Here is a 14,697-nt window from a genome sequence, read left to right as displayed (position 1 = left end):
GGCCCCTCGATTATTTGATTGCGCCGGCCGCAATGCCAGCGATGAAGTGACGCTGCAGAGCCACGAAGACGACGAGTATCGGTGCCGTCAGAAGCACCGCACCCGCCATGATGCCGCCCCAGGAAACCTTGGTGAGGCCGATCAGCACACCGAGTGCCACAGGAGCCGTCATCATGCCCGGCTTCGAATTGATCAGCAGCGGCCAGAGATAATTGTTCCAAGAGGCGAGGAAGAGGATGATCGCGAGTGCCGCCATGGTCGGGCGCGCCAGCGGCAATGCAATGCGCAGGAAGATCTGCCACTCCTTGACGCCCTCGACGCGGGCCGCATCGAAAAGATCATTCGGCATCATGGAAAAGGATTGCCGCATGAAGAGCACGCCGAGCGAATTAAAGAGCGGCGGCACGATGAGTGCGATCCAGGTGTTGGCGAGCTTGAACTCGCGCGCCACCATGATGAATTGTGGAATGACCACGACGAAATAGGGAAGCGTGATCGTGCCAAGGATGATGGCGATGACAAGCGAACGGCCGACGAAGCGGTAGCGGGCGAGCGCCCAGCCGGCCATGGAGGTCAGCATCACTGACAGGACGGTATAGACGGTGGCGACGACGATTGAGATCATCATGGCGCCGATGAAGTTCGTGTCCGCCTGCAGGTTCTGGAAGTTCGCGACAAAATTGGTCGAGGGCCAGAGTACGATCTGCGGGCTGAAAATGCCGTAATCCGGCATAGTCGAGAAGACGAACATCATCCAGAGCGGAAAGAGCCAGATGATCGCCAGTGGCAGCAGGAAAGCGTGCAGGGCAATCTTGCGCACGAGAAGCGATTGCGATTTGGATCTCATTTCGGTTCCCTCCCGACCCAGAGATTGAGAAGCGAGATCGCCACTGCGAGTGCTGCCATCGTATAGGCAATTGCCGAAGCGTAGCCGAAATTCAGCGAGGTGAAGCCCTGGCGATAGAGGAGCAGGCCCAGTGTCTCGGTGCCGCCGCCTGGACCACCGCGATTGGTGATCAGGAAGGGCTCGGCGAAGAGTTGCATCGTGCCGATGACCGACAAGACCACGCAGAACAGGATGATCGGCTTCAGGAGGGGCAGGGTGATGTGGAAGAATTGCTGCAGCTTGCTGACGCGATCGAGCGTCGCCGCCTCATAGACATCCTCTGGGATCGATTGCAGGCCAGCCAGAATGATGATGGCGTTGTAACCCGCCCATCGCCAGGTAACGGCGATAATGATGACGATCATGGCGGCATTGGCATTGTCGAACCAGGAAACGGGGGCAAGACCTGCTGCGCCGATCAGCTTGTTGATGATGCCGAAATCGAGATTGAACATCAGCCTGAACACCGCTGCATAGGCGACCTCGCCAACTACAACCGGCGCAAAAAAGGCGAAACGGAACAGGGCGCGCGCTTTCAGAAGCGGCGAATTGAGCAGCACGGCCATGATGGTTGCCAGCGTAATCATGACCGGCACCTGGATGACCAGGATGATAAGCGTATTATAGACGGCGTTATAGAAGGCCGGGTCGCTAAAGAGGCGCCCCCAATTGGCCTGCAGGCTGAATTTCCACGGATTGATGCGCGTATTCTGGAACGAGATCAGAAATGAATTGATGATCGGCCAGAGCCAGAACGCGGCAAAGACCAGAAGATAGGGCGCAAGGAACGCGTAGGCGCTCCGGTTTCTGATCGGCATGGTACCTCCTTACCGAAACGAATGTGCCTGCCGCCTCCCGCGGCAGGCGAGGCCGGGCGCTTCGGCGCCCGGCTTGCCATTCATTGAGCGATCGGAAGACCCGTCGCCGAGGCGATCTGTTTGGCGGCGTCGTCGAGAGCCGCCTTCGCATCGGGATAGCCGCCGGCGAAATACTTCGTCTGCGTCGTCTTGTAGATTGCATCCGCGTCAGTCTGGAAGGCCGTGCCGCGGCTCGGCACGATCTTCGGCAGGGTAGCGAGGATGTCGGCCCAGATCTTCTGGCCGCCCCAATAGGGCTGTGGCTCGTTGACGAAGGGATCCTGCACGGCCGACAGCAGCGACGGCACGAGGCCGAACGACTTCAGCATCGTGACCTGGCCCTCATTGGTGGTGAGTGCGTAGGTCAGATACTTGAAGGCTGCTTCCTTGTTCTGCGAATTGGCATTGATGGCGAGCGAGGAGCCGCCGAGGTTGGCAGCATGCGGGCTGTCCGCGCTCATGCCGGGCATGGCGTAGACACCCCACTTGCCCGACAGATCGGGAGAGCCGGAACGGATCGTGCCTTCATACCAGCCGCCGAAGACCTGGCTTGCGACTTTGCCGGCGGTGTTGGAGGAGATCTTTTCGTCCCAGTTTGCTGCCGTCAGCGTGCCGGCATCCTTCATCGCCTTGACTTTTTCCAGCGTCTGGACGCAAGCCGGCTGGTTGACGGTGATCGATTGGCCGTCGGTCGAGAAATAGCCGCAGCCCTGTTCGTTGGCGAGCATGCGGAACCATTCGCTGTCGCCGTTGAAATCGGCCTGGCCCATCACGACGCCGGGATTGGCTGCCGAGATCTTCTTGCCGGCGGCAATGAAATCGTCCCAGGTTGCAATCGACTTCGGATCGACACCGGCCTTTTCGTAGTAATCGCGACGATAGAAGACGGTGACCGGACCGGAATCCCACGGCATGGCATAGGCGACATCGCCGATCTCAAGCTCTGTGCGCTTGAAATCGGGGAATTTCGACTGCATGTCGGCGTTGTAGCCGAGATCCTTCAGATTGGCGAAGCAATCCGGGAAACGGCTCCAGAAGATTTCCGCCTCGAAGTTCTCGATCGTCACGATATCGGGAAGGCCGTCGCCGCCGGCGGCGCAGGCGGCGAGCGTCTTGTCGAAGACCTGCTGGTTGCCGAGATCCTGGACATCGACCTTGATGTCGGGGAACTGCTTGTTGAAGCCCTCGATCGTCGATTTGAGAGCGGAAGCTGCGACGTTCCAGCTCCAGATGGTAAGCGTAGCGGATTGCGCATAGGCAGATCCGGATGCAAGCAGCACGAGCGCTGTCGTTGCCGTTATGAGTTTAGAGCGCATGAAAATCCTCCCTTTTCAATTGCTGTCGCTGAGCGAACAGGGCTAATCTAACGCGGCGGAAACGGCTGTCTCATAAAAAGGGAATATCGAATTGGCGGAAAGTAAGGTCGTCGGCAAACCTGTTTACCAGCCTGGTGCGAGCACCATTGAAGGCATGCCGATGGCGCTTCAGATGTTTTACGCCCATCCGCCGGTCATGGCGATGCCGCACTGGCATGCGCAGGTCGAGGTCAATTATATCATGCGTGGCGACGTTCACTACCGCATGAATGGCCATGAAGTCAGCCTCAAGGCCGGTCAGATGTGCCTGTTCTGGGGCGGGCAGCCGCATCAGATGGACGAATCCTCAGATGATTCTCTCTATGCCGGCGCGCATTTGCCGCTCGTTTATTTCTTCAAGATGCGCCTGCCTCCGACCATAGGCACCCGTCTGATGAAGGGGGAGATCCTGCTGACATCTGCGACCGATGCGGCCGACGAGGCAAATTTTCCGCGTTGGTATGACTATGCCAGGTCCGGCGACCCGCGGAAAACGCAGCATGCCGTTGACGAATTGCTTCTCCGCATCGAGCGGATTGCCTTGGATTCCTACTCAATGACGCCCGACGATAGCGCCGACGAACTTGAGCAGCCCAACGCACATTTGTCCCGCAGCGTTGCTCGCATGTGCGACTTCATCGCGAGCAATTTCCTGCAGGATATCGATACGGTCGAGATTGCCCGCGCGGTCGAGCTCCATCCGAAATATGCGATGAACCTGTTCAAGAAAACGACCGGCATGACGATCAGCAAATATCTCAATCTGCTGCGTCTTTCGCATGCCCAGGCACAGTTGATGGGCGAGGGCTCGAATGTGCTTCAGATCGCGATGGATAGTGGGTTCGGGTCGATCAGTGCATTCAACAAGTCGTTCCGGAATATTGCCGGCATGTCCCCATCCGACTTCCGGCGCGATATACGCTCAGTGATAGGAAACATCTCCGTCGCCGGTTGAGATGCCGTTCGATCTGCCTCTCGGAACCGTTTGCGCGATTGGAACGAGCGACAGCCTGGAATGACTACCCGGATGTCAGAGAGGACTTCAAAATGACAACCAGCCAGGATGCTTTTCGTGTACGCATTACCGGCGGGGTGCAGGGCGTCGGTTATCGCGCCTGGGCCCGCGGTCAGGCCCTGCAGCTCGGCTTGACCGGCTGGGTGCGGAATGAGGCCGACGGCTCGGTCAGCGCTCTGATTGTCGGCTCTCCAGCCGCCACCGGTTCCATGCTTGAGCGTTTCTGGAGCGGTCCCGCCGGTTCCTCCGTATCGGAGGTGAAAACAGAGGAGGCCGCGCTCGACGAGGTGCCGAGCGACTTTCGTATCGTCCGGTAAGATCAGGAGAACCTGTGTTCCTTCTCGGCGAGTGGCGAGGCGAATTGCATTTCTCCGATCTTGATCGGCCGGTCGCCATCCGTTCGTACGACAAGCGTCTGCAATTCCGGTACATCGAGATAGACTACCGTGTCGGCACCGAGCCGCTCGATGTGGCGTACCTTGCCCTGCCACTTTCCTTCGATCGATGAGAGCGCGATATGCTCCGGCCGGATACCGTAGGTCCGGCAATTCTCCCGCGCAGCGATCTCTCCGTCGAACAGGTTCATCTTCGGAGAGCCAATGAAGCCGGCAACGAAGGGGCTCGCCGGATTGTTATAGAGCGTCATCGGCGTCCCGACCTGCTCGATCTGGCCGCCGTTCAGAACGACGATCTTGTCGGCCATCGTCATCGCCTCGACCTGGTCATGGGTGACGTAGATCATCGTGGCACCGAGCTTGGCATGAAGCTCGGTCAACTCGATGCGCATCTGCGAACGCAGCGACGCGTCGAGGTTCGAAAGCGGCTCGTCGAACAGGAAGACCTTGGGGTTGCGGATGATCGCCCTGCCGATTGCGACGCGTTGCCGTTGTCCACCCGAAAGCGCCCTTGGTTTGCGATCGAGCAGATGCGAAAGCTGCAGGATATCGGCGGTCTGCTTCACCCTTTCGGTGATTTCCGCCTTTGGGCGCCTGGCAAGCGACAGGCCGAAGCCGATATTTTCCGCCACGGTCAGATGCGGGTAGAGGGCATAGGACTGGAAGACCATGGCGATACCGCGCTCGGATGGCTCGGCATCGGTCACGTCCTTGCCGTCGATGAAGACCTGCCCCGATGTTGTCGTCTCCAATCCCGAGATGATGCGGAGCAGCGTCGATTTCCCACAGCCGGACGGGCCGACGAAGACGCAGAACTCACCCGGCTCAACAGTGAGATCAATGCCCTTCATGACTTCCAGGCTGCCAAAATTCTTGCGGACACTTTCGAGAACAACTGATGTCATGGCCTATCCCTTGACTGCGCCGGCAGTCATGCCTGCAACGATCTGGCGGTTGAAGAAGATGAAGACGATCAGGGGCGGAATGGTTACCAGGAGGATGTTCATGAACAGCAGGTTGAACTGGGTCTGGAACTGGCCCTGGAAGTTATAAAGCGTCAGCTGCACAGTCACGTTCTCGCGGCCCGGCAGATAGTAGAGCGGGTTGGTGAAATCATTGAAGATGGCAATAGACTGGACGACAATGACAGTCACGGTGACGGGCTTCAAAAGTGGCAGAATGACGCGAAAGAAGATTTGGAACGGCTTTGCCCCGTCGATGATCGCTGCCTCATCGAGATCCCGCGGAATGGTTGCGATGAAGCTGCGAAACAGCAGAACCGTGAAGCCGAGGCCATAGGCGACCTGGATGAGCACCATGCCCGACAGTGTCTTGAAGAGGCCGAGCAGCTGCAGTACCCAGATGGTCGGAACAATGGCCGGCGGGATCATCAGGCCGGCGAGCACACATCCATAAATGACCGTATTCCAACGCGAGGGGCGGCGCTGCAGCACGTAGCCGACCATCGCGCCGAACAATACCAGCAGGCTGACGGCCGCCACGGTGATAACGGTCGAATTGAAATAGGCGAGCAGCAGCATGTAGTTGCGGGTCTGCACGACCTCCATGAAATTCTGCCAGAGCTGCCACTCGGCCGGCCAGCTGAATTTCAGCGCAGCCGCATCCTGTTTCGTCTTGGCCGCCGTTACGAAGATGAAGAGGAAAGGCAGCACGAAGATCACGCTGCAGGCGGCCAGTGCCGCAATCCCGGTATAAAGCTGGCGGCGGCTCATAGATCCACCTCCTTGCGATTGAACCAGGCCGTCAGTGGCAGGACGATGAGGCCGATGAGCAGGAAGAGGATCACGTTACCGGCCGTCGAAAGGCCATAGAAGCCTGCCTGGTATTGTTTGTAGATGACGCTTGCGAGAACATCAGAGGAAAAGCCCGGCCCGCCGCGGGTCATTGCCCATATCAGGTCGAAACTTCTGAGCCCGCCGATCAGCGAGAGCGTCACGACCGTCACTGTGGCGGGCCGCACCAGCGGGACCGTGACACGGAAAAACATCTGCGTACGGGTCGCGCCATCGATACGGGCGGCTTCATAATAGTCCGGGCTGATTGAGGCGAGCCCGGCAATATAGATCACGGTCGCAAGGCCGATGCCTTTCCAGAGATCGACGAAGACGATGGAGTAGAGCGCAAGAGCCGGATCGGTCAGCCAGCCGGGGCCGTGGATGCCAATGGCTGCAAGCGCGACATTGATCAGCCCGCGGGTCGGATGCATGAGCACCGAGAAGGTGATGCCGACGCCGATCGTCGAGACGAGAACCGGAAAGAAGATCACGGTGCGCAGCAGACCTTGTCCCCACAGGCCTGAGGTCAACAGCACTGCGAGGAGGAGACCGAGGACGGTTTTCGTGCCCGACGTCAGAACCGCGTAGATGATGGTGTTGACCAGGCCCTGGATCAGGAAGGGCTCGCGGAAGAACTGCCGGTAGTTCTCGAGACCGATAAACTGCGTGGTGAAGAGATCCCAACGTGTGAGACTGAACCAGAACGATGCGATCGTTGGCACCAGGAAGAGGACGGTGAATATCACCGCCGCCGGCAGTACGAACCAATAGGGATAAGGCGACTTGCGTGTTGTCATGCGGACACCGTGAAGCGTCCCCCACTCAGAGCTCGACGCGGTGAGCGGGGGAGCGGCTGGAAGGTTACCAGTTCGGCAGGCCAAGCTGCTTGGCCTGCTTCTCGACATCCTGATCGTAGAGAGCGGCTGCGTCCTTGGCAGAGCGTATGCCGGTCCCGACCTCGACGGTAATCTGCTCAAGCGCCGGTCCCTTCACCGGCGACAGGAATTCGAGTGCCGGACCATTGTGCCCGTCAGCATTGAAGTAGGGCAGCATGTCGGAAACGACCGGCGGAATATCCTTCGGAAGTTCGCATCCCTTGACGAGATAAGGACCTGAGGGAACGGCTTTCGCCATCAGATCGCAGGCTTCCTTGGAGCCGACGAAATCAAGGAATTTCTTGGCCTCTTCCAGGTTTTCGGACTTGGCGGAAGCATAGAGCGCCGAGGGCATCCAGACGGTCAGGCCGTTCTTGGCAGCGTCCGTCCCGGGTTGGGCAAAGAAGCCCAGGTCCTTCAGGTTGTCAGGGAAATTCTGCTGGATGGTGCCGATGCCGAAGGTGAGATTCGGATAGTGCGCGGCTTCTCCCGTGGCCACCATCCGCATACCGTCGTCAAAGGTGGCCGCGCCGAAGTCCGCATTGAGGAACCCGCCTTTCGCAACCTCCTCGAGATGTTCGAAACCGCGCAATGCGGCAGGTGTGGTGGCATATTTGATCTTGTTGGCGGTGTAGTCGCCCGCGAAGTTCGGAACCTCGGCCTGAACGTTATAGAAATCCGCCAGCACGAAGAGCTGCGACGTCCAGGTCGTGCCGTAAGTCTGGGCCACGGCTACCTTGCCGGCTGTCTTGATCTTCTCGTTGTTGCTCATGAACTCCGCCCAGGTCTTCGGCGGGGTGAGGCCGAGATCGGCGTAGATCTTTCTATTATAGAAGATGCCGCCGCCCATGGCGGGACCAAAAGGAAGGCCGCGAACGTGGCCGTCGGGGCTGGTGACGACCTTCTTGAAACTGTCGAGAATGCCGGCTTCAGACGGAAGGTCGGAAAGATCTGCGATCGTCTCCTGCGGCTTCAATGCCTGGAAGAGTGAACCGCTATTATACTGAAAAATATCAGCCATTTCGCCCGTAGCAAGCCGGGTCTTGATGATGTTATCACCCTCAGAGCCACCGGCACGCTGTTCGACGTCGAATGTGACGTCCGGATGCTTTTCCATATAGGCTTTGGAAACGGCATCGAACGAGGCAATGGATTCCGGATTGGTATCGATCAGCACGCTGAGGGTCACATCTGCATGTGCCACTCCAGCGGCAAGAGCCATGATGCTGGCTGCAAGGATGCTGCACTTCGTCATTCGCATAGTCATTTCCTCCTCTTGAAGACCGGAATGCGTTGGGCTGATTGCCCGCGGATCGAAAACCCGCGGGCAATCGCATCAGATGGAAAACGTAATCGTATGTTCTCCTGCATCGAGCCTGGTCTCCTCACCTTGCTCGATCGGGGCGCCATTTGCCTGCAGCGACTTGCGATCGCCTCTCCCTTGCAGACGCGCGGTCACGCCCTGCGGCAGCACCAGGCGGCATGTGACGGTTCCCTCCTCCAGGGTCCATCCAGCTTCGATGCGACCGAAGCGCGTGTCATGCCAGGCCGAAACCGGCGAGAGAGCAGGCAGAATCGCGGGGTCGAAGGCCACTTCCTCGAAGCCGGGCTTGTCTTCCAGCGGCTTGATGCCGGCAACATCTTCGAAGAGCCATTGGCACACCGCGCCGTAGGCATAGTGGTTATAGCTGTTCATATCGGGATCATAGATCGTGCCGTCCTCGGCAAGCGCATCCCATCGTTCCCAGATCGATGTCGCGCCGCGTTCGACCTGATAAAGCCAGCCTGGGACCTTCCGGTTGAGGAACATCTTTTCGGCAAGATCCAGCATGCCGAGCCGCGTTAGCGCCGGCAGCAGGGCAGGGGTACCAATGAATCCGGTACCGATGACGCCGTCGGTCTCTTCTGCCACTCTGCGGAAATAGCCGCGAGCGGCTTCCTCATATTCGGGTGGGACAAGGCCATGGAGGAACGCCAGAGACCAGGATGTCTGGTCGTTATGGGCAATGCGGCCGGAGGGCGAAAAGAACTCGTTCCTGAATGCTGCCCTGATCTCGGCGGCACGCTTTTCCAGCCGAGCGGCCTCGCCAGTCTCTCCGAGAATGTGGGCGATTTTTGCTGTCAGCTGCGTTGAAATGAAATGGTAGAGGGTGGCTGCGCAATCATCCGCTACGGTCGGCCGTGGCTTCCTGTTGTCGCCAACCGGCTGGAGCCAGTCACCGAAGGTAAAGCCATGCTCGCCCCAGACGGCGGGCGGGCGTATGATCGGTCCGTCCGAAATTCCCCAGAGATACTCGAGCCAGCCCAGCATCGCCGGGAAGCATTCTTCCAGCACTGCGCCATCGCCGTAATGCAGGTAGAGCTGCCAGGGAATGATGACAATCGCGTCGCCCCAGCCGGTCGAGCCAGCCCAGTCGCCCCGTCCGTCGATCGGGTGTAATCGAGTGGGATCGGGTGAAAAATGCGAAACGGCGCCATTGGCGCGCTGGTCGTGGATCACATCGCGAAGATATTTCTTGAGGAAGGACTGGCTGTCGGCAAGCCAGCAGGACGCTCCGGCGAAGACCTGCGCATCGCCGGTCCAGCCGAGGCGTTCGTCGCGCTGCGGGCAATCGGTGGGCACTTCGATAAAATTGGAGCGCTGCGACCAGATGGTGTTGTCGACGAGCTTGTTGACGGCGGCAATGCCTGATGTGAAACCGCCGGCGCTTGTCGGCACCGAGGTTACCGGGACCATGGTGACCGCGATCACTTCGGCCTGGCCGGTGACGGTAATGCGTGCATAGCGAAAGCCCATAAAAGTGAAGAGCGGCGCATATTCCTCTTCGCCTTCACCCGACAGCGTATAGATCAGCTCGGCACGCGCGCTGCGGTAATTGCGATTGTCGAAAAAGCGGTCAGCGCCGAGCACTTCGGAATGCTCGACGCGCACCTGCGCTCCGGCAGTACCTTCGAGCCGCAGCCTTATATAGGCGCCCGCATTCTGCCCGAAATCATAGACGATCCGGCCGTCGCTCTCGGTCCAGCGATCGACAGGAGCGAGGCCGGGCAGTTCCTTGACTGCGCCGGTCTCATGCGGAACGAGCAAAGCCTTGTCGAATGAGAGAACATCGATACCGTGGCTGTCCCGCGGGCGGATGCGGGCGTCATAATCTTCGCCATAATAGATCCCGTTGCGCGTAACGGGAGTGAAGCCGCTCTTCCAGCTGTCGTCGGTTTTAAGGAGCGCTTCGCCGCCCGCGCTTAATTCTGCGATCGCCCCCGTCTGCTCGCCCCAGCAATTGATGATCGGATTGGACGCCCACATCAGTTGGCTGCGATACCAGCCGTCGCCGAGCCAGATCTCGATGCGATTGTCGCCGGGCTGCAGGAGTTTCGCGACATCATAGGCCTGATAGGCGATCCGGTCATCATAACAGGTCCATCCGGGCGTCAGAAGGTCATCGCCCACGCGCTGTCCGTTGATGAAGGCACGATAGAGGCCGAGCGCGGAGATACGCAGCGTTGTTTCGGCAGGAACGGCGTCGAGTGCGAATTCACGCGACACAAACGTGCCCGATGTTGCCTGGCCACCGTCGCAGGACGGGCCGATCATTGACGCCGTGAACCGGAAAGCAGAACCGGCAAGGCCGTCCTCCCCGGCGATGCCGTGGGCCGAAACAGTCTTCATTGAGAACCTCCCTCAACCGCCAATTCCTCCGGCGGTTGCTCCGTGTGTATCGTTCTATGTATATCATTCTACACTATCGATTGCCGCGCAAGAGCTTTTGTGCGTATAGTTTTCCCCAAACTTGAGAGTAAGGCATTTTGGAATGAAAAATCAGGCCGTTAACGTGACGAGGGATAGGATCACCATCCGGGACGTGGCGCAGGATGCCGGTGTCTCCGTCGCTGCGGTGTCGAAGGTTCTGCGCAATGCCTACGGCGTTAGCGAAGTCTTGCGAACAAAGGTCGAGACCTCGATCGAGAAGCTGAATTACCGACCTTCAGTGGCAGCGCGCGCCATGCGCGGCCGCACGCAGACAGTCGGTGTGCTGGTCATCGAATTGTCGAACCCGTTCCTGGCCGGGGTCATCGAGGAGGCGAATGCCACGCTGGCCGAAAACGGTTTCAAGGCGCTGATCGGGATTGGTCGTTCCACGAGCCCGATCGAGGCATCGATGATCGAGTCGATGATCGACAACCGCATGGATGGCGTACTGATCATCGCGCCTCGCATATCGGGCAAGGTACTGGAGCGCTATGCACGTCAGATCCCGATCGTCGTTATTGCTCATCACGAGCTGCACGCCCAGACCTATGACACCGTTAATTCCGATGATCGCAAAGGTGCAACTTTGGCCGTGGAAGCGGCATTGCAGTCGGGCTACGAGAACATCGCGATGCTGAGCTATGAGCTCGCTGATTCACCGCCGACCATCGTCGCCCTCCAGCGCGAGAACGGTTATCTTGACGGCATGAAGGCGGCGGGTCTGGCGGCTCGCATCATCCGTCTGCCTCTGGTGGGAGCCGACCGCCGCGCCGCGATCAATGATTTCCTGGCCTTGAAGGACCGCCCGCGCGCGGTCTTCGTCTGGTCGGATCTTGATGCCGTGCCGCTCATCAATGCCGCGCGCATGAGCGGTATACGGGTTCCGGAAGATCTTGCGATTATCGGCTACGACAACTCGCCGATGGCGGTCATACCGCTCGTCGGCCTGACCAGCGTGGACCAGAACGCCGCCGAACTGGGCAGAACCGCTGCCGAGGTATTGCTCAGCAGGATTGATGGCCGCGAAGAGGCTCGTCACGTGCTGATCGAACCGCATGTCGAGATGCGCGGAAGCACCTGAACGCTACAGCCTTTCTGCGGTCTGCAGCCTATGCCGCGGCAAAGAGCGTTCTTAAGACGTCTTTCCGCTCTATAATGTCGGCAACGCTATAGCGATCGAAGACCCCGACAAAAGCGGCCGTCGCTTCCCGCAGGATAGGGGGCATGCCGCAGCCTTGTCTGATGGAGCAGGAAGAGCACTCGAGAATATTGTCCAGACCTTCGGTATGTCGGAGCAAACTGCCAAGATTGATGGAGGCCGCCGGACGATCGAGCCGGATCCCGCCATTTCTGCCTCTGATCGATTCCACGAACCCGGCTTTGGCGAGATCCTGAACGACTTTCATCAGGTGGTTCTGGGAGATGTTATATGCGTCGGCGACCTGTCTGATCGAACAGATCTCTCCCTCATGTGATCCAAGGTAAATCATCACGCGGATCGCATAGTCTGTGTAGCGTGTGAGCTTCATCGCACCTGCGTCAAAACGCCCGAAAAGAAATGATGCATTCCAATAGCATCTTTTATCGGCATCGTATACATGCATTCAAGATGCATGATTATGGAGCAACGCGATGGATACGGCCAAATTGGAAGAGGGGCAGATCCTCCCGGTACTGGAGCGGTTTTACGAAAAGGTCCGGCGTGATCCGATGCTTGGCCCGGTTTTCGCCGTGGTTGCGGATTGGCCGGAGCATTTGCAGCGACTAACCGACTTCTGGTCTTCGCTGATGCTGACATCAGGCAAATACAAGGGCAATCCCGTCGCGATGCACCTGATCCATGCCGACAGGATAGAGCCCGCGATGTTCGAACGCTGGCTTGCGATATGGCACGAGACAACGAACGAGATGTTGCCGCCTTCGGTTGCGCAGGAGATGCAAATCAAGGCGGGGCGGATTGCCTCGCGCCTGAACCTGGCGCTGACTGGGGAGGTGCTTGAATTACGGGCCCCAGATGCAGTGCTGGCGCTGACGCCGTACAAGACGACAAAGATCTTCGATGAAACGACTGTACCGACGGCGCTTCTCGAAAGCCATCGGCTCAAGTCCGGCGCTTGGGCGCTCATCCGCGTTCTGAGGGGCGGCGTGCGTCTGGTGACAGGGCAGACCGTGACCTCCTTGAGCCCCGATTGTATCGGCCGGGTCCTGCCTGAGGTCGAGCATCATCTGGAGCTCCACGGCCCGGTTCAATTTCAGATCGAATTCTTCGATCGCGATCCTCTCCACACTGATAGCATTGAAAGGAAAGAATATGCCTAAGCCACTTTCGCCGCGCACCATCGAACTGGTGAAGCAGAGCGCCCCGGCGGTCGCCGCCCATGCAAGCGACATCACGAAAACAATGTACGGGCTGCTCTTCAAGGATGAGCACATCAAGGCGCTGTTCAATCAGGCCAATCACGGTGAGAATGGTTCTCAGGTTCATGCACTGGCGGCGGCAATCGTCGGCTATGCACAGAATATCGACAACCTCGCACCGCTCGTGCCCGTCATCGAACGGATCGCCCACAAGCACATCGGTTTTCATATCCTCGCCGAGCACTATCCCTACGTCGCCAAATCGTTGCTGGCGGCAATTCGTGAAGTCCTGGGCGAAGCAGCATCCGAGGAACTTATCGATGCCTGGGGTGAAGCCTACTGGTTCCTTGCCGACACTCTGATCGAAAGAGAGGAGCAGATACGAGCCGAACTCGAAAAGCGGGCAGGCGGCTGGAACGGATGGCGCGAATTCAGGGTTGCCGAAAAAATCAAGGAAAGCGACGTCGTGACCTCCTTTGTCCTGCGTCCTGTCGACGGAAAAACGGTGGCCTTGCATCGTGCCGGCCAGTACCTGACCTTCGATTTCAGCCTTCCCGAAGGCGTCAAGATGAAGCGGAACTATTCCATCTCATCCGGCCCGAACCAGGATTTCTACCGCATATCGGTCAAGCGGGAAGAAAACGGCAAGGGCGCGTCGCGCTATCTGCACGATAATGTCGAGGTGGGGGCGATCTTGAAAGTCACTCCGCCTGCCGGAGATTTCTACCTGCCCGAAGAGCCGACCAGCGAAATGGTTCTGCTGTCCGGCGGCGTGGGTCTTACGCCCATGGTCAGCATGCTGGAAGCGATCGCTGCCGATTATCCCGAAGTCGAAGCGCATTTCGTACACGGCGCGCTCAACAGCTCGACGCATGCGATGGACAAGCACGTCCGCTCCCTTGCGCAAAGCCACGGCCGGGTATCGGTCAGCACCTTCTACAGTGAACCGACGGCTCAGGATGCCGCGGGCTATTCTCATGACGAGGATGGTTTCGTTACCGGGAAATGGCTGGCCGCAAATACGCCGATTGAAACGGCCAATTTCTATCTCTGCGGACCGAAGCCGTTTCTGAGGGCAATAGTCGGTGAGCTGCTGGGCCTTGGCGTTTCGCGCGATCGCATTCACTACGAATTCTTCGGACCGACCGATGAGGCGCTGGCCGCCTGAAGCTATCTGCTCGGCCGTCCGATCCAGCACCTCCAGATTCGCGACCAGGCGAAGCCAGCTTAGGCTTCGCCTGGTCGCTTTCGTTATAAAGACCGTCTTGACACCATAAATTGGACGGAGATGGCAGCCGCTTGTCAGGCGAGGAGTTCGCCTTTTCGGCAGGTTGCCGATCCCTGGCGAGGCCATTTTATCCGGCGAGCAACCCGATTAATCGCCTGTTCATTTTGTGGTCGCTATTGAC

Annotated in this window: 14 protein-coding genes; 5 read left to right on the top strand and 9 right to left on the bottom strand. The window is 58.7% G+C overall.

The annotated features are described in order from the left end of the window. Positions 1–10: 10 nt before the first annotated feature. The 3 genes from FHT93_RS27185 to FHT93_RS27175 form a co-directional block, all read right to left on the bottom strand. Positions 11–847: a carbohydrate ABC transporter permease gene (locus FHT93_RS27185; protein WP_183850362.1), complete on the bottom strand. Its 837-nt coding sequence runs from the start codon at positions 845–847 to the stop codon at positions 11–13. Continuing rightward, complete coding sequence (locus FHT93_RS27180) at positions 844–1,704, bottom strand: sugar ABC transporter permease (protein ID WP_183850360.1); 861 nt, start codon at positions 1,702–1,704, stop codon at positions 844–846. Before FHT93_RS27180 ends, FHT93_RS27185 begins: the two co-directional genes overlap by 4 nt. An 80-nt stretch (positions 1,705–1,784) precedes the next feature. Beyond that, complete coding sequence (locus FHT93_RS27175) at positions 1,785–3,059, bottom strand: ABC transporter substrate-binding protein (protein WP_112545307.1); 1,275 nt, start codon at positions 3,057–3,059, stop codon at positions 1,785–1,787. A gap of 85 nt (positions 3,060–3,144) precedes the next feature. Here FHT93_RS27175 and FHT93_RS27170 point away from each other — a divergent pair, with 85 nt between their 5' ends. Next, entirely contained in the window at positions 3,145–4,053 is a 909-nt protein-coding gene (locus FHT93_RS27170) for a helix-turn-helix domain-containing protein (RefSeq protein ID WP_112545308.1), read from the top strand. Between the two features lie 92 nt (positions 4,054–4,145). Then, entirely contained in the window at positions 4,146–4,430 is a 285-nt protein-coding gene (locus FHT93_RS27165; RefSeq protein ID WP_113146390.1) for an acylphosphatase, read from the top strand. A gap of 2 nt (positions 4,431–4,432) precedes the next feature. Here FHT93_RS27165 and FHT93_RS27160 read toward each other — a convergent pair whose 3' ends face one another. From FHT93_RS27160 to FHT93_RS27140, 5 genes are all read right to left on the bottom strand, one after another. Beyond that, complete coding sequence (locus FHT93_RS27160) at positions 4,433–5,413, bottom strand: ATP-binding cassette domain-containing protein (RefSeq protein ID WP_113210353.1); 981 nt, start codon at positions 5,411–5,413, stop codon at positions 4,433–4,435. A 3-nt stretch (positions 5,414–5,416) separates the two neighbouring features. Continuing rightward, positions 5,417–6,241: a carbohydrate ABC transporter permease gene (locus tag FHT93_RS27155; protein WP_113210352.1), complete on the bottom strand. Its 825-nt coding sequence runs from the start codon at positions 6,239–6,241 to the stop codon at positions 5,417–5,419. Then, entirely contained in the window at positions 6,238–7,101 is an 864-nt protein-coding gene (locus tag FHT93_RS27150) for a sugar ABC transporter permease (protein ID WP_112545311.1), read from the bottom strand. Before FHT93_RS27150 ends, FHT93_RS27155 begins: the two co-directional genes overlap by 4 nt. 64 nt (positions 7,102–7,165) lie before the next feature. Then, positions 7,166–8,440, bottom strand: a complete 1,275-nt coding sequence (locus FHT93_RS27145; protein ID WP_113210351.1) for an extracellular solute-binding protein — start codon at positions 8,438–8,440, stop codon at positions 7,166–7,168. A 75-nt stretch (positions 8,441–8,515) separates the two neighbouring features. Continuing rightward, entirely contained in the window at positions 8,516–10,849 is a 2,334-nt protein-coding gene (locus FHT93_RS27140; protein ID WP_183850358.1) for an alpha-L-rhamnosidase, read from the bottom strand. A gap of 142 nt (positions 10,850–10,991) precedes the next feature. On the opposite strand from FHT93_RS27140, the gene FHT93_RS27135 reads away from it, so the two are divergent. Beyond that, positions 10,992–12,011, top strand: a complete 1,020-nt coding sequence (locus tag FHT93_RS27135; RefSeq protein WP_113210349.1) for a LacI family DNA-binding transcriptional regulator — start codon at positions 10,992–10,994, stop codon at positions 12,009–12,011. A 28-nt stretch (positions 12,012–12,039) separates the two neighbouring features. Here FHT93_RS27135 and FHT93_RS27130 read toward each other — a convergent pair whose 3' ends face one another. Then, complete coding sequence (locus FHT93_RS27130) at positions 12,040–12,534, bottom strand: Rrf2 family transcriptional regulator (RefSeq protein ID WP_246781743.1); 495 nt, start codon at positions 12,532–12,534, stop codon at positions 12,040–12,042. A gap of 28 nt (positions 12,535–12,562) precedes the next feature. Here FHT93_RS27130 and FHT93_RS27125 point away from each other — a divergent pair, with 28 nt between their 5' ends. Further along, positions 12,563–13,249, top strand: coding sequence for a DUF1971 domain-containing protein (locus tag FHT93_RS27125; protein WP_113210347.1), 687 nt, complete (start codon positions 12,563–12,565; stop codon positions 13,247–13,249). Then, complete coding sequence (gene hmpA / locus FHT93_RS27120) at positions 13,242–14,456, top strand: NO-inducible flavohemoprotein (RefSeq protein ID WP_113210346.1); 1,215 nt, start codon at positions 13,242–13,244, stop codon at positions 14,454–14,456. Before FHT93_RS27125 ends, hmpA begins: the two co-directional genes overlap by 8 nt. Positions 14,457–14,697 lie beyond the last annotated feature (241 nt).

The organism is Rhizobium sp. BK379 (assembly GCF_014193955.1).
Classification (GTDB): domain Bacteria; phylum Pseudomonadota; class Alphaproteobacteria; order Rhizobiales; family Rhizobiaceae; genus Rhizobium.
This window is presented reverse-complemented; position numbering and strand designations above follow the sequence as displayed.

Bases quoted from the DNA above. Each gene is read 5' to 3' on its own strand.
- FHT93_RS27150 (WP_112545311.1), bottom strand. From the start codon at position 7,101: ATGACAACACGCAAGTCGCCTTATCCCTATTGGTTCGTACTGCCGGCG.
- hmpA (WP_113210346.1), top strand. From the start codon at position 13,242: ATGCCTAAGCCACTTTCGCCGCGCACCATCGAACTGGTGAAGCAGAGC.
- FHT93_RS27175 (WP_112545307.1), bottom strand. From the start codon at position 3,059: ATGCGCTCTAAACTCATAACGGCAACGACAGCGCTCGTGCTGCTTGCA.
- FHT93_RS27185 (WP_183850362.1), bottom strand. From the start codon at position 847: ATGAGATCCAAATCGCAATCGCTTCTCGTGCGCAAGATTGCCCTGCAC.
- FHT93_RS27165 (WP_113146390.1), top strand. From the start codon at position 4,146: ATGACAACCAGCCAGGATGCTTTTCGTGTACGCATTACCGGCGGGGTG.
- FHT93_RS27180 (WP_183850360.1), bottom strand. From the start codon at position 1,704: ATGCCGATCAGAAACCGGAGCGCCTACGCGTTCCTTGCGCCCTATCTT.
- FHT93_RS27125 (WP_113210347.1), top strand. From the start codon at position 12,563: ATGGATACGGCCAAATTGGAAGAGGGGCAGATCCTCCCGGTACTGGAG.
- FHT93_RS27140 (WP_183850358.1), bottom strand. From the start codon at position 10,849: ATGAAGACTGTTTCGGCCCACGGCATCGCCGGGGAGGACGGCCTTGCC.
- FHT93_RS27155 (WP_113210352.1), bottom strand. From the start codon at position 6,241: ATGAGCCGCCGCCAGCTTTATACCGGGATTGCGGCACTGGCCGCCTGC.
- FHT93_RS27135 (WP_113210349.1), top strand. From the start codon at position 10,992: ATGAAAAATCAGGCCGTTAACGTGACGAGGGATAGGATCACCATCCGG.
- FHT93_RS27130 (WP_246781743.1), bottom strand. From the start codon at position 12,534: ATGCATGTATACGATGCCGATAAAAGATGCTATTGGAATGCATCATTT.
- FHT93_RS27160 (WP_113210353.1), bottom strand. From the start codon at position 5,413: ATGACATCAGTTGTTCTCGAAAGTGTCCGCAAGAATTTTGGCAGCCTG.
- FHT93_RS27145 (WP_113210351.1), bottom strand. From the start codon at position 8,440: ATGCGAATGACGAAGTGCAGCATCCTTGCAGCCAGCATCATGGCTCTT.